10 protein-coding genes are annotated in these 14,591 nt (G+C 65.5%); 9 read left to right on the forward strand and 1 reads right to left on the reverse strand.

Translation table 11 applies throughout. The features are described 5' to 3' along the window. The first annotated feature begins 158 nt into the window (after positions 1-158). The 9 genes from ACI2JO_RS01055 (at position 159) to ACI2JO_RS01095 (ending at position 14,115) form a co-directional block, all read left to right on the forward strand. The gene (locus ACI2JO_RS01055) at positions 159-1,943 is read left to right on the forward strand and encodes an ATP-binding cassette domain-containing protein (protein ID WP_404718910.1); all 1,785 of its coding nucleotides are present in this window, start codon (positions 159-161) and stop codon (positions 1,941-1,943) included. A gap of 330 nt (positions 1,944-2,273) precedes the next feature. Then, complete coding sequence (locus tag ACI2JO_RS01060; RefSeq protein WP_404718911.1) at positions 2,274-3,194, forward strand: ABC transporter ATP-binding protein; 921 nt, start codon at positions 2,274-2,276, stop codon at positions 3,192-3,194. Next, entirely contained in the window at positions 3,191-4,417 is a 1,227-nt protein-coding gene (locus ACI2JO_RS01065) for an ABC transporter permease (protein ID WP_404718912.1), read from the forward strand. The genes ACI2JO_RS01060 and ACI2JO_RS01065 overlap by 4 nt, the downstream gene beginning before the upstream one ends. Before the next feature lie 173 nt (positions 4,418-4,590). Further along, on the forward strand, positions 4,591-7,992 hold the full coding sequence (locus ACI2JO_RS01070) for a carboxypeptidase regulatory-like domain-containing protein (protein WP_404718913.1): 3,402 nt from the start codon (positions 4,591-4,593) through the stop codon (positions 7,990-7,992). 92 nt (positions 7,993-8,084) lie between these two features. Further along, positions 8,085-9,236, forward strand: a complete 1,152-nt coding sequence (locus tag ACI2JO_RS01075; RefSeq protein WP_404718914.1) for a sensor histidine kinase — start codon at positions 8,085-8,087, stop codon at positions 9,234-9,236. Next, complete coding sequence (locus ACI2JO_RS01080) at positions 9,236-10,036, forward strand: LytTR family DNA-binding domain-containing protein (RefSeq protein ID WP_159759347.1); 801 nt, start codon at positions 9,236-9,238, stop codon at positions 10,034-10,036. The genes ACI2JO_RS01075 and ACI2JO_RS01080 overlap by 1 nt, the downstream gene beginning before the upstream one ends. Then, positions 10,033-10,968 carry a rhodanese-related sulfurtransferase gene (locus ACI2JO_RS01085; RefSeq protein WP_404718915.1) on the forward strand — a complete coding sequence of 312 codons (936 nt, stop codon included), beginning with the start codon at positions 10,033-10,035 and terminating at the stop codon, positions 10,966-10,968. Before ACI2JO_RS01080 ends, ACI2JO_RS01085 begins: the two co-directional genes overlap by 4 nt. A 96-nt stretch (positions 10,969-11,064) precedes the next feature. Then, positions 11,065-12,150, forward strand: coding sequence for an AI-2E family transporter (locus ACI2JO_RS01090; RefSeq protein ID WP_404718916.1), 1,086 nt, complete (start codon positions 11,065-11,067; stop codon positions 12,148-12,150). 99 nt (positions 12,151-12,249) lie between these two features. Then, a complete protein-coding gene (locus ACI2JO_RS01095) occupies positions 12,250-14,115 on the forward strand; it encodes an ABC-F family ATP-binding cassette domain-containing protein (RefSeq protein WP_404718917.1) in 1,866 nt (621 codons plus the stop codon). 124 nt (positions 14,116-14,239) lie between these two features. Here ACI2JO_RS01095 and ACI2JO_RS01100 read toward each other — a convergent pair whose 3' ends face one another. Then, positions 14,240-14,518, reverse strand: coding sequence for a DUF3297 family protein (locus tag ACI2JO_RS01100; RefSeq protein WP_404718918.1), 279 nt, complete (start codon positions 14,516-14,518; stop codon positions 14,240-14,242). Between the last annotated feature and the right edge of the window lie 73 nt (positions 14,519-14,591).

Consider the following 14,591-nt stretch of genomic DNA (forward strand, 5'->3'; position numbering starts at 1 on the left):
ATCCCGGACCACGTCCGGGATGACGTAAGTAGAGCGTCGATTGCGCCTCTCCGCTCCCCCGATCACACCTTCCGTTAACCACATTCCCTTACTGCGCCCCCTGTCGGACGTCGCACGCGGCTCCGGCGCGCTCCTCATTACTGATTCGTGAGTTGGCCATGCCCCTGTCCGCCGAACGCACCCGCTCGCCGCATGTCGTGCTCCGCGCGCTCGCGCTGCTCCGCCCGGAACGGCTGAAGGCCGGCTCGCTGCTCGCCGCCGGCGCGCTGGTCGCATTTCTGCAGGTCGCGGAGCCGCTGCTGTTCGGCAAGGCGGTCAACGGCCTCACCACCGGCGCCAATCCGATGCGCTACGTCGGCCTGTGGTGCGCGATCAGCGTCACGGTCTTCGCCGCCGGTGTGGTGATCGCGCTGCTCGCCGATCGCATGACGCACCGCCGCCGCTTGATCGCGATGTCGACCTATGTCGAGCATCTGCTCGCGCTGCCACCCGCGTTCCACACGCAGGCGCGGTCGGGCCGGCTCATGCGGATCATGATCTCGGGGTGCGAGGGGCTGTTCAACCTGTGGCTGCCGCTGCTGCGTGATCAGATCACCAACCTCGGCATCCTCGTGCTGCTGCTCCCGATTGCGATGATGACCAACTGGCGGCTCGGGCTGGTGCTGGTCGTGCTGATGCTCGTCTATTCGATCGTCAATCTGATCGTGATGCGCCACACCGCCACCGGGCAGGCACGCGTCGAGGATCGCTTCACCGACATCTCGGGCAATCTCGGCGACCTGTTCGGCAACGTCACCGTGCTCCAGAGCTTCCTTGCGGTGCCCGGCGAGATGGGCAACGTCCGCCGCTCGCTCCACGATCTGCTCCACGCGCAATATCCGGTGCTCAACTGGTGGGCGGTGTCGGCGGTGCTGACACGCGGCGCCTCGTCGATCGCGATCGTCTCGGTATTTGGCTTCGGCGCGGCGCTGATCGAACGTGGGCTGGCGACGATCGGCGATGTCGTGTCGTTCGTCGGCTTCGCGACGTTGATGATCGCACGTCTGGAGACGGTCACCGGTTTCATCGTCAACGTCGCGCAGCGGCTGCCGGCGCTCCGCCAGTTCTTCGAGGTACTCGACCAGCAGAGCCACATCACCGAAGCCGCCGACGCCGCGCCGCTTTCGGTCGCGGACGGCCGCGTCACCTTCGAGAACGTCTCGTTCCGCTACCCGACCGGCTCGGGCGCGGTGCACGATCTCGATTTCGAGGTCGCCCCCGGCGAAACGGTCGCGATCGTCGGCCCGACTGGCTCGGGCAAGTCGACCGCGCTCGGCCTCTTCCAGCGCGCCTGGGACCCGGAGAAGGGCCGCATCCTCGTCGATGGTCAGGATATCAGCGGCGTCACCCTTGCCTCGTTGCGCGCGGCGACCGGCGTGGTGTTCCAGGAGGCCGGGCTGTTCAACCGCTCGATCGCCGAGAATATCGCGATGGGCAATCCCGATGCCACGATGGAGCAGATCGAGGATGCCGCGCGCATCGCGGGCGCCTGGGACTTCATCATGCGCAAGCCCGATGGCTTCGCCACCGCCGTCGGCGATCGTGGCGCGGGCCTGTCGGGCGGCGAGCGCCAGCGGATCGCCATTGCCCGCGCGCTCTTGAAGAACGCCCCGATCCTGCTGCTCGACGAAGCGACCAGCGCGCTCGACGTCGCGACCGAGGCGCGGCTTCAGGAAAGCCTCGAACGGCTGCGGCAGGGCCGGACCACCTTCGTCATCGCGCACCGCCTCTCGACGGTGCGCGCCGCGGACCGGATCGTCGTGCTCGATCAGGGACGCATCGTCGAACAGGGCGGCTTCGACGAGCTGCTCGCGGCGGGCGGCGCGTTCGCGAAGCTGGCGCAGGACGGCGGGCTCAGCACCCCGGCCGCCAACGACGACGCCGGCGCACGCGCCGCCGCCTGACGTCAAATCCTCACGATCGTCCTTTACGTTCCCCGGCGCAGGCCGGGCTCCAGTTTGGAGACGCCTGCAACTATTTGTCAGGTCTTCCCGACGGGGCCCCCGGCCTCCGCCCGGCACCTCTGCCGACGCTTTGACCTGCTCCGGGGTTCGCTGCGCCACAACAGCTTGCACTCACGCCGACAAGTGGATGCCAGAACAAACCTCTCCTGCGCATATCGAAGCACTCGTTATGACCGGTGACACGTCGCCACGGCCTCACCCGACGTGGCAATAGCGATTGGCGGCGTGAACGCGCGCCGCTACGCTGCGTTGCGACAAGGGGAAGCACGCGTGGCATCGAACGATTACGCCGTCATCGCCGACGGGCTGGTGAAACGTTACGGCGAGCGGCGCGTGGTCGACGGGGTCGATCTGACGGTGCCGGCGGGAATGATCTACGGCGTGCTCGGCCCCAACGGCGCGGGCAAGACGACGACGCTGCGCATGACGCTCGGCATCATCGAGCCCGACGAGGGCTCGCGCACGCTGCTCGGCAGCGCGCACCCGCGCGACGTCGGCGACCGGGTTGGCTATCTGCCCGAAGAACGCGGGCTGTATCCGTCGATGAAGGCGCGCGAGGCGGTTGCGTTCATGGGCGCGCTGCGCGGGCTCGACTGGCAGACCGGCCGCGCACGCGCCGCCGAGATGCTGGAGGCCGCCGGCCTCGGCCATGCGATCGACGAGAAGATCCGCAAGCTGTCGAAGGGCATGGCGCAGCTCGTGCAGCTGCTCGGCGCGATCGTCCACCGGCCCGACCTGCTGGTGCTCGACGAACCTTTTTCGGGGCTCGACCCGGTCAATCAGGAACGGCTGGAGGCGCTGATCCTCAGCGAGCGCGATCGCGGCGCGACGATCCTCTTTTCGACCCATGTCATGCAACACGCCCAACGGCTGTGTGATCGTCTCGCGGTGATCGCAGGCGGCAAACGGCGTTTCGAGGGCACGGTCGACGAGGCACGCGCGCTGCTGCCGCAGCAGGTCCATTACGTCCCCACCCATGCCGATGCGCACCTCGCCGCGATGCTGCCGCCGGGCGCGCGACACGAGGCGGAGGCGTGGCGCTTCGCCTTGCCGGAAGAAGGGATCGAGGGACTGCTCCACCGCCTGATCGACGCCGGCTACGGTATCAAGGGCCTGTCGATCGAACGCCCCGGCCTGCACGACGCCTTCGTGCGGATCGTCGGGCAATCCGCTTCGGAGTCGAATGCATGAACCCGCTGCGTCGCCAGATCCGCCAGACGCTGACGATCGCCCGCCGTGATTTTACCGCCACGGTCTTCACGCCGATCTTCCTGCTCTTCCTGTTCGCGCCCGCCATCATGGGCGCGCTGAGCGTGATCGGCGGGGTCAGCGCGGCATCGGTCACGCAGGGCTCGTCGGACAAGGCCCGGCTGGTCGCGATGCTGCCGCCCGCATCGGCAAAGGCGCTGCGCAGCGCCGATGCGCAATTGCGTCCGCTCGTGCGCGGGGACGCCGCGCCGCCGCCGTTGGCGCTGCACCCTTCAGTCGAAAACGCGCAAACAATGTCCCGCGCGATGCTCGATGCGCCCGGCGCCGACGTCAGTGCGGTTTTATACGGCACGCTTGCGCAACCGAAGGTGGTATTTTCGGCCGGAAACCGGAACGACGCCCGTTATCTTGCCGCCGTAGCGCGACAGGCCGCGTTGATCGAACGTGCCGGCACCGACGCGCCGCCGGTGCGCATGGAGGCAGTCAAGACTGCCGCCCCGACGCCCGGCGACCGCAACGCCGCGGCGTTCCTTACAGTGTTCGGTATCTTCTTTCTGACCCTGTTCCTCTCCGGTCAGGTAGTGGGCACGATGGCGGAAGAGCGCAACAACAAGGTCATTGAAATTCTTGCCGCTTCCGTGCCCCTTGAGAGTGTTTTCCTTGGCAAGCTGCTTGGCATGTACGGCGTCGCGCTGTTGTTCGTTACATTCTGGGGTACGGTGCTCAGCCAGATCGGCGCGCTACTCCCCGGCGATGTCGGTCGCGACCTCGCGCAACTGCGTCCGGCGATCGGGATCGTGCCCTTCGCCGCGCTGTTCGCGGCCTATTTCACCACCGCCTTCCTCCTTTTAGGCTCGGTATTTCTGGGGGTTGGCGCGCAGGCCGCAACAATGCGCGAGGTTCAGATGCTCTCGCTACCGATCACGATCATCCAGGTCGCGATGTTCGGCCTCGCCTCCTCGGCCGTGTCCCACCCCGGTAGCGCGCTTGCGACCGCCGCCGAGCTTTTCCCACTATCTTCGCCATTTGCGATGGCCGGACGCGCCGCTTCGGGTGCAGAATGGTGGCCGCACCTGGCGGCGTTGGCGTGGCAATTGCTGTGGGTTGCGGTGTTCATCACGATCGGCGCCCGCCTGTTCCGCCGGGGCGTCCTGCAATCGGGAAGCGCCAAGCCCGCCTGGAAGCGCATCTTCGCGCGGCGCTAGGCCGCGGTGGCGCAGCATTGCTGTCGCTTTTTTGCAACGCCGCAACAGACTCTTGCAGCGGTGCAGCAATCTACTCGCAACTGTCACGCAACCTTCACATAGTGCGGTCATCGGCGCCCCAACGACGAAGCCGTCGCGGGTCGCGCTGCGGCGAAAAGGGGAACAAATTTCCGATGCGAAACAATCTGTTCGTAGGCGTGGCTGCGGTCGCGCTGGTCATTCCGGCCGCCGCGATGGCGCAGGAAACCACCTCTTCGATCCGGGGCACGGTCACGGCGAATGGCGCGCCGGTGGCGGGCTCGACGGTGGCAATCCTCAACGTCCCGACCGGTGCCACGACCACGGTCACGACCGATGCCAGTGGCAGCTTCAACGCCACCGGCCTGCGCGTCGGCGGTCCCTACACCGTAACCGTCACCGCTCCTGGTTATTCCTCGACGCAAGTCACCGATATTCAGACGGTCGTCGCGCAGAGCTTCGAGCTGCCGATCGAACTGACGGCGGAGAGCGCGGGCGGCGGGGACATCGTCGTGACCGCGTCGCGCCTGCCAAACGCCCGCAACTTGAGCCAGGGCCCGGCTACCGTCCTCTCGGCCGCGCAGATCGCCAGTGTCGCTTCGGTCAACCGCGACGTACGCGACCTCATGCGCCGCGATCCGTTTGCGCGCCTCGACTATTCGGAGGGCAGTGGCCGTGCGGTGAGCTTCGCCGGCCAGAATGCGCGCTTCAACCGCTTCTCGGTAGACGGCGTGCCGGTCACGGACAATTTCGGCCTTAATCCTGATGGCCTGCCCACGCGCCGCTCGCCGGTGCCGTTCGACGCGATCGGTCAGTTCCAGACCAAGGTCGCGCCTTATGACGTCCGCGAGGGCAATTTCCAGGGCGGCGCGATCAACGCGATCCTGAAATCGGGCACCAACGAGTTCCACGGCACCGGTTTCTACGCCTATTCGGCTGATGAGCTGACCGGCAAGCGCACGAAGGCCGGCCCCGGCGTGCCGACCGGCCGCGTGACCGTACCCGACTTCAAGTACGAGAATTATGGCGCTGAGCTGTCGGGCCCGATCATCAAGGACAAACTGTTCTTCATGGTCGCGGGCGAGCGCATCCGCGCCGGCACGCCGATCACCGAGGGCACGCCCGGCAACAACGCCGGCACCATCATTCCAAACATCACCGATGCCGCGGTCGCGCAGATTCAGGAAATCGCGAAGAGCCGCTACGGCTATGACACCGGCGGGGTGCTCAACAATTCGGACGATCGCGACGATCGCCTCGTCGCAAAGCTCGATGCGAACCTCTCAGACACGCAGCGCGCCTCGGTAACGTACATGTACACAAAGGACGCGATCCGGTTTAACCAGAACACGCAGGTGGGGCCGGCGTCGGGCACCGCGAACGCACCGGGGCTCGGCCTCGCCTCGAACGGCTATGTCGGCTCCAACCGCCTGCATGCTGGCGTCGTCCAGCTGAACTCCGACTGGTCGGACGAATTCTCCACTGAAGTCCGCGGCTTCTACAAGGACTACAAGCGCGGTCAGGATCCGATCCTGGGTCGTGGCTTCGCGCAATTCCAGGTCTGCACCGCTGCGCAATCCGACCGTGCTGGCTTCGCCAGCGTGGGAAGCACCGCGACTGGCATCGATCTGTCGACCAATTGCGCCAACGGCTCGGGAACGGTCTCGTTCGGTCCGGATATCTCGCGCCAGTCTAACGAGCTGACCAGCCGCACCTGGGGCGGCACCGTTCAGGCACGCCTGACCCGCGACGATCATGACCTCCGCATCTTCGGCGAAATGTCGGATACGAAGATCGTCAACCTGTTCGTGCAGCGCAGCGCCGGCGATTATTACTTCGATTCCATCGCCGACTTCGCGGCCGGCAACGCCCAGCGCCTCCGCTATCAGAATGCCGTTCCGACGCTTGATCCGATCAACGGCGCGGCGCGGTTCCAGTATCAATCGTACGCGTTCGGTATTCAGGACAATTGGCGGATCAGCGACCTGCTGACGTTGTCCTATGGCGCGCGCTACGACATGTACGGCGGTCACAGCCGTCCGGCGCTCAACCAGAATTTCGTCAACCGCTATGGCTTTACCAACCAGACCTACATCTCCGGTCGTGGCGTGTTCCAGCCGCGCATCGGCTTCGACTTCAAGCCGACGTCGCAGCTGACCTTCCGCGGCGGGATCGGCATCTTCTCGGGTGGCTCGCCGGACGTCTATGTTTCGAACAGCTTCTCGAACACCGGCTTCCTGACTAACAGCATCGACGTCACCCAGTCGAACAACGGCAGCTATTCGGTGGGCACCGGGGCGCAGGTGCTGAGCAACGTCAACGGCACGACCATACCCACAGCGGCCAACGATCTGGTGACCAGCCCCGCCAACACCACCAACGCGCCGACCAACGCTCTCGACCGCAACTTCCGCCTGCCGTCGCAGTGGCGCGGAACGCTGTCGGCCGATTACGACACCGACTTCGGTGGCTTCCTGGGCGGCGGATGGCATCTCGGTGCGGACTTCCTGTGGTCGGACGTGCGCGATCAGGTCTATTTCGCAGACTATCGCGTCGTCGCCAGCGGCCTGACCACGCCCGATGGTCGCCCGCGCTATCAGGCCGTTACGAGCTTCGCCGATCGCTTCCAGGACATTGTCCTGAACAACACGAGCAGCGGTCGGTCGCTGATCGGTGTCGCGCGTTTCGACAAGTCGTTCGACATGGGGCTCAGCTTCTCGGCGAGCTATGCCTATCAGGACGTCAAGGACAAGACGCCGGCCACCTCGTCGACGGCAGGCTCGAACTATGCCAATGGCGCGTTCTTCGACGGTTCGGGCGCGGCATACGGCATTTCGAACGATCAGGTTCGTCACCTGATCAAATATGGCGTCACCTTCGATCACGCCTTCTTCGGCGATTACAAGACCAATATCGCGCTGTTCGGGGAAACGCGCATCGGCAAGCCGTTCAGCTATACGATGCAGGACACGTCGTCGAACCGCAGCCCGATCTTCGGCAACGTCGGCACACAGCAGCGTTACCTTATGTATGTGCCGGTTTCGACCACCGATCCGCTGGTCAGCTACGGCAACACGGTCGTGAACGGCGTCGTCACGCAGACCGCCGCGCAAACCGCCGCCAATCTCGACGCGCTGATCAATTCGAGCGGATTGTCCAAGTTCCGCGGCACGATCGCGCCGCGTAACGCCTTCAACTCGCCGTGGTTTACGAAGATCGACCTGCACATCTCGCAGGAAATTCCCACCGGGCTCGGCGGCAGCCGCGTCACGCTGTTCGCGGATGTCGAGAATGTCGGCAATCTGATCAACAAGAACTGGGGTCAGATCCGCGAATATTCGTTCCCGTACACCACCGCGGCGATCCAGGTGCAGTGCCTACAGACCGCCGTCGCGACCGGCACGAACCCGACCAGCGCGCAGACGACGGCAAATTCGTCGCAGGCGTGCGCGCAATATCGCTACACCGCGCCGCGCGTTGCGCCGGATCAGCAGAACGTGATCTCGTCGCGTCAGTCGCTCTACTCGGTACGGATCGGCGCGCGCTTCACCTTCTAAGCGTCAATCCTTCCCAAAGCTGGGCCGCCGTTCTTCGGGACCGGCGGCCCTTCTTTTTGCGCGCGGCGCGCAGGCGGTGTACAGAGGTCGCGATGGCGACTTCCGCGACTTCCGTCTCCGCTGCTCCTGCCTCGTCCGCTTATGCCGGCACGCCGGAGCGCCCGCTGTTCGTCCGGCCGTTCTTCGAGAACAAGGCATCCGCGTTCTGGAAACTCCAGGCGGTCGGCTGGACCGGCTATCTGGTGCTTCGGCTCGTCTCGTCGCTGAGCAGCAATGCCTCGTTGCAGGTGATCGGCTCGGTGCTGATCGAATCCATCATCGGTTATTGCATCACCTTGCTGCTCTCGGTGCTCTACGGGCACTATCGCCAGCTGCCGCGGGTCACCGGAATCCTGCTGTCGATCTTCACCCTGGCCGCCGCGACATTCCTCTATGCGACGCTGTACGCCTTTTCGTTCAGCCTGATCCGGCTGGCCGCGCCGGGGGTGGACCTGACGCTGCTGCTCGCTGCGCTGTTCCTTTGTTTCACGACTTTGGCCGGCTGGTCGGCGCTCTACTTCGGGATCAACTTCTATCTGATCCTTGAGGATCAGATCGACCAGATGGAGCATCTGGAGAACCAGGCGTCGTCGGCGCAGCTCGCGATGCTGCGGTACCAGCTCAACCCGCACTTCCTGTTCAACACGCTCAATTCGATCTCTACGCTGGTGCTGTTGAAGCAGACCGAGCGGGCGAATGCGATGCTGAGCCGGCTGTCGTCGTTCCTGCGCTACACGCTCGCCAACGAACCGACCGCGCACGTCACCGTCGCGCAAGAAGTCGAGACGCTGAAACTGTATCTCGAGATCGAGAAGATGCGGTTCGAGGACCGGCTGCGCCCGAAGTTCGAGATCGATCCAGCGGCGGAGAAGGCGCGGTTGCCGTCGCTGCTGCTCCAGCCGCTCGTGGAGAATGCGATCAAATATGCCGTGACGCCGCAGGAGGACGGCGCGGAAATCTGTGTTACCATTCGGCTCGTCGGTGACAGGGTGCTGCTCGGCGTATCCGATACCGGACCGGGTTTGATGCCGACGAAATCGCGGCCAAGCCTTTCAACCGGCGTGGGCATCGCCAATATCAGGGAGCGGCTGGCACAGGCTTACGGGCCGGACCACCGCTTCGATGTGCGGGCCATGCCGACGGGCGGGTTCGGGGTCGAGATCGAGATCCCGTACCAGCTCGAAGTACCGAACAGAGAGGTGTGATGACCATTCGTACCATCCTCGTCGATGACGAGCCGCTTGCGATCCAGGGGCTCGAATTGCGGCTACAGGCGCACGACGACGTCGAGATCATCGCCAAGTGCCAGAACGGCCGCGAGGCGATCAGCGCAATCAAGACCCACAAGCCCGACCTCGTTTTCCTCGACATCCAGATGCCGGGCTTCGACGGTTTCTCGGTCGTCCAGGGCCTCATGGACGTCGAGCCGCCGCTGTTCGTGTTCGTGACGGCCTATTCCGATCATGCGATCCGCGCGTTCGAGGCGCAGGCGACCGACTATCTGATGAAACCGGTCGAGGAGTCGCGCCTCGCCGACACGCTCGACCGCGTGCGCCAGCGACTCTCGGAGCGGCAGAGTGCGGGCGAGGCGGAAAAGCTCAAGGAGGCGCTTGCCGAGCACGCCCCCGAAGCGGCGGCGGAAATGGCTGATGGCGGCGATGCGGTAAACGCCAGCCGCTTCGAGAAGATGATCAACATCAAGGATCAGGGGCAGATCTTCCGCGTCGACGTCGACACGATCGAGCGGATCGACGCGGCGGGCGATTATATGGTGATCTACACCGGCGACCGAAATTTGATCCTGCGCGAGACGATGAAGGATCTCGAAAAGCGGCTCGATCCGCGCCGCTTCCAGCGCATTCACCGTTCGACGATCGTCAATCTCGATCTGGTTAAGCAGGTGAAGCCGCACACCAACGGCGAATGCTTCCTCGTGCTCGATTCGGGCGCGAACGTGAAGGTCAGCCGCAGCTATCGCGACGTGGTGGCGCGCTTCGTCCATTGACCCCGCCCGAGAACATCAGGGTCTCCGCACTCTATCGCTTTGCGCGATTTGACGACCCGCACGCGCTGCGCGAACCGCTGCTCGCGGTGGCGCGCGCGGCGGGAATCAGGGGCACGTTGCTGCTGGCGGGCGAAGGGATCAACGGAACGATCGCGGGCGCGCCCGACACGCTGGACTCGGTGATTGCGCACATCCGCACGCTGCCGGGCTGCGAGGCGCTGTCGCTCAAGCATAGCTGGACGGCAGCGATGCCGTTCCACCGGCTGAAGGTAAAGGTAAAGCGCGAGATCGTCACGATGGGCGTGACGGTCGATCCCCTGACCGACGCGGGCACCTATGTCGCGCCCGCTGAGTGGAATGCGCTGATCGCCGATCCCGAAACCTTGGTGATCGATACCCGCAACGACTATGAAGTCGCGGTTGGCACCTTCGCAGGCGCGGTCGATCCGAAAACTGCCGGGTTCGCCGACTTTCCCGACTGGTTCCGCACGCAGCGGGAGACGCTGCTGGCGGGGAAGAAGCGGGTGGCGATGTTCTGCACCGGCGGCATCCGCTGCGAGAAATCGACCGCCTTCCTGAAGGCGGAAGGCGTCGAGCAGGTCCACCACCTCGACGGCGGCATCCTGCGTTATCTGGAGGAAGTGCCGGCAGCCGAGAGCGCGTGGCAGGGCGAATGTTTCGTGTTTGATCAGCGAGTTGCGGTCGGACACGGGTTGGCGCCGGGAACGCATCTGCTGTGTTTCGCCTGCCGGATGCCGGTCAGCGCGGCCGATCGCGCCTCGCCCGCCTTTGTCGAAGGCGTCAGTTGTCCTGCCTGCGTCGGCGAACGCACCGCGGAGGAACGCGCCGGCTATGCCGAACGGCATCGCCAGGAACGGCTCGCAGCGGCGCGTGGCGAAGCGCATATCGGCCGGATGTACGATCAGGCGTGATGGGTCACCAGCAGGGTCCCCGCCCCCCTCGCGGACCTAATCAAGATCGGTAGCGTTTCTCTCCTGTAACGACATGGCGATACCGGGGCTTGTTCAATGACGATCGATCGACAGCGCGTCGAGAATGGCGGGCTGACCCTTTTCCTGCTGCTGGTATCGGTCGGGCTGCTGCTGGTCGTCTCCGGGTTTATCGGCGCGCTGCTGTGGGCCGCGCTGGCGGCGTTGCTGTTCCAGCCGATCTTCCAGCGCTTCGCACGGCGCTGGCCGGCACGCCGCAACCTTGCCGCGGCGTTGACGCTACTGGTCATCACCTTCGCCGTGGTGATCCCGGCGCTGATCCTCGGCAGCATGATCGTCGATCAGGCTGCCGGCGTTTACGAACAGATTCGCGGCGGACAGATCGACTTCGCGCAATATTTCAAACAGGTGCATGACGCCCTGCCCGCCCGCTTGCAGCAGTTGCTCGATAACGCCGGGCTCAACAGCCTCGAGCGCGCGCAGGCGCGGGTTACCGCAACGCTGAGCAGCAGCGCCAGCGTCCTCACACGGCAGGCCTTGTCGATCGGCGCCAATGCTGCAGCCTTCCTCCTGGCGTTCGGCGTTGGGCTGTACGTCACCTTCTTCCTGCTCCGTGACGGCGAGCACGTCGGCCCGGCGGTTGTGCGCGCCTTGCCGTTGGAGCGGCCTGTCGCGGAGCGGCTCGCGGAGAAGTTCGTCACGGTGGTTCGCGCGACGATCAAGGGCTCCGGAGTCGTGGCGCTGGTGCAGGGCGCGCTGGGCGCGGTCACCTTCTGGATCGTTGGCCTGCCCGCTGCGCTGTTGTGGGGCGTATTGATGGCGGTGGCCGCATTGCTGCCAGCGATCGGCCCGGCGATCATCTGGGGACCAGTGGCGGTCTACCTGCTCGCCACCGGCGCGATCTGGCAAGCGGTGGTAGTGATCGTCTCGGGCGTTTTCGTGATCGGGCTGGCCGACAACGTGTTGCGCCCGATCCTTGTCGGGCGCGATACCGGTCTGCCCGACTGGCTGGTGCTGGTGACGACGCTCGGCGGAATCGACCTGCTGGGATTGAGCGGGATCGTCGTCGGGCCAGTGGTGGGGGCGCTGTTCCTGACCGGCTGGACAATCCTCAGCGAGCAGCGCGGGGTTGCGACCCCGGCAATGGAGGACGGCACCGGCTGATATCCGCCGTCGCGCGCAGCGCGGAGGCTTGGCGGCGCACCGGATCGATGATCGCTGCCTCCCTTTCCCCTTTCCGCGCGATCGGCTACAGGCGCCGCCATGCTTTCTCTCAACGGCATCACCGTGCGGCTCGGCGGGCGCACGATCCTTGATCGCGCCAGTGCCGCCCTCCCCCCCGGCAGCCGCGTCGGGCTGATCGGGCGCAACGGCGCGGGCAAATCGACGATGGTGCGCGTCATCGCCGGGCTGCTCGAACCCGACGAAGGCTCGGCCGACATGCCGCGTGGCGCGCGGATCGGCTATATCGCGCAGGAAGCGCCCGCCGGTGACTCGACTCCCCTGAAAACGGTGCTCGCCGCGGACACCGAACGCGCCGCGCTTTTGGAGGAGGCCGAGGCGTTCGACGGCACCGGCTGCATGGACCGGCTCGGCGAGGTCCACGACCGGCTCATTGCGATCGACGCTTATGCCGCACCATCGCGCGCGTCGCGCATCCTGGTCGGGCTGGGCTTCGACGAGGACGCGCAGAATCGCCCGCTCGACAGCTTCTCGGGCGGATGGAAGATGCGCGTCGCGCTCGCCGCCCTGCTGTTCTCGCAGCCGGACCTGCTGCTGCTCGACGAACCGAGCAACCACCTCGATCTCGAAGCGGTGATGTGGCTGGAGGATTTCCTCAAGAGCTATCGCGCGACGATCGTCGTCGTCAGCCATGAGCGCGATTTCCTCAACAACGTCGTCGACCACATCCTGCACCTGCAGAACGGCAAGACAACGCTCTATCCCGGCGGCTATGACGCGTTCGAGCGACAGCGTGCCGAGCGGCTGGCGCAGCTTGCGGCGGCCAAGGCGAACCAGGACGCGCAACGCGCCAAGCTGCAGGACTATGTCGCACGCAACTCGGCGCGCGCCTCGACTGCGAAGCAGGCACAGAGCCGCGCCAAAATGCTCGCGAAAATGCAGCCGATCGCCGAGGCGGTGAACGATCCGACGCTCAGCTTCGACTTCCCCAACCCGACCGAATTACGCCCGCCGCTCATCACGCTCGATCACGCGGCGGTCGGCTATGGCGACACCCCGATCTTGTCGCGGCTCAACCTGCGGATGGACCCGGAGGATCGCATCGCGCTGCTCGGCCGCAACGGCAACGGCAAGACGACGCTGGCGCGGCTGCTCGCCGCGCAACTGACGCCGCTCGCGGGCGAGATGAACGCTACCGGCAAGATGAAGGTCGGCTATTTCACCCAGTATCAGGTCGAAGAGCTGGAGGCCGATGATACCCCGCTGGCGCATATGACGCGGGTAATGCCCGGCGCGACCCCGGCGGCGGTGCGCGGACAGCTCGGGCGGTTCGGCTTTTCGGGCGACCGCGCGACCGCGCGCGTCGGCAGCATGTCGGGTGGCGAGCGCGCGCGGCTGGCGCTGGCGCTGGTCACGCGCGAGGCGCCGCACCTGCTGATCCTCGACGAGCCGACCAATCACCTCGACGTCGACGCGCGCGAGGCGCTGGTGCAGGCGCTCAACGCCTATACCGGCGCGGTGCTGCTGGTCAGCCACGACCGGCATATGGTGGAGCTGAGCGCAGACCGGCTGGTCCTGGTCGATAACGGCACCGCGAAGGAATTTGACGGCAGCCTCGACGATTACATCGCGTTCGTGCTGGCGGGTGACGGCAAAGGCGCTGACAAGCCGAAGGGAAGCAAGCAGGACCGCAAGGCCGCGGCTGCCGCGCGCGAGAACGACAAGGCGCTGAAGAAGGAAGCGCGCGATGCCGAAGCGGAACTGGCGAAGCTGACGGCAGAGCGCGCCGCGGTGGATCAGGCGATGTTCGATCCGTCGAAGGCGGAGGCGAAACTCGCCAAGCTGACGATGACCGAGTTGATGAAGCGTCGCGCCGAGCTGAACGACCGGATCGAGGCGGCTGAGGCGCGGTGGATGACCGCCAGCGAGGCGCTGGAAGCGGCGTAGAATCGGAACCTACGTCATTCCCGCGCAGGCGGGAATCTAGAACCTCTGGCCTCCGACTTCTTTCGGCAGACCTGCGCGTCTGGATCCCCGCCTTCGCGGGGATGACAGTAGAGGTAAGGCGACGTTACGCCTCTTCCCGATCCCCGTCGCCCTCGCCACCCTCGGCGGCATTCTCGAAATATGCCTCGACCGGGCCGGTCAGCTTGATCGTCAGCGGCCGGCCATGACGGTCGACCTTCTTGCCGAGCGCGACGCGAACCCAGCCTTCGGACATGCTATATTCCTCGACATCGCGGCGCTCGACGCCCTTGAAGCGGATGCCAACGCCGCGTTGCAGGGCGTCCTGGTCGAAGAACGGGCTCGACGGATCGATCGACAGATGGTCGGGAGGAGTATCGCTCATGCCGCGCCCTTGCCGCAAAGCGGAACGGACGGCCACAAAAAAACGGCGCGAGGATTGCTCCCCGCGCCGCCGT

The sequence above is a fragment of the Sphingomonas sp. NPDC079357 genome (assembly GCF_044901155.1).
Classification (GTDB): domain Bacteria; phylum Pseudomonadota; class Alphaproteobacteria; order Sphingomonadales; family Sphingomonadaceae; genus Sphingomonas.

Bases quoted from the DNA above. Each gene is read 5' to 3' on its own strand.
- ACI2JO_RS01055 (WP_404718910.1), top strand. From the start codon at position 159: ATGCCCCTGTCCGCCGAACGCACCCGCTCGCCGCATGTCGTGCTCCGC.
- ACI2JO_RS01065 (WP_404718912.1), top strand. From the start codon at position 3,191: ATGAACCCGCTGCGTCGCCAGATCCGCCAGACGCTGACGATCGCCCGC.
- ACI2JO_RS01070 (WP_404718913.1), top strand. From the start codon at position 4,591: ATGCGAAACAATCTGTTCGTAGGCGTGGCTGCGGTCGCGCTGGTCATT.
- ACI2JO_RS01075 (WP_404718914.1), top strand. From the start codon at position 8,085: ATGGCGACTTCCGCGACTTCCGTCTCCGCTGCTCCTGCCTCGTCCGCT.
- ACI2JO_RS01080 (WP_159759347.1), top strand. From the start codon at position 9,236: ATGACCATTCGTACCATCCTCGTCGATGACGAGCCGCTTGCGATCCAG.
- ACI2JO_RS01090 (WP_404718916.1), top strand. From the start codon at position 11,065: ATGACGATCGATCGACAGCGCGTCGAGAATGGCGGGCTGACCCTTTTC.
- ACI2JO_RS01095 (WP_404718917.1), top strand. From the start codon at position 12,250: ATGCTTTCTCTCAACGGCATCACCGTGCGGCTCGGCGGGCGCACGATC.
- ACI2JO_RS01100 (WP_404718918.1), bottom strand. From the start codon at position 14,518: ATGAGCGATACTCCTCCCGACCATCTGTCGATCGATCCGTCGAGCCCG.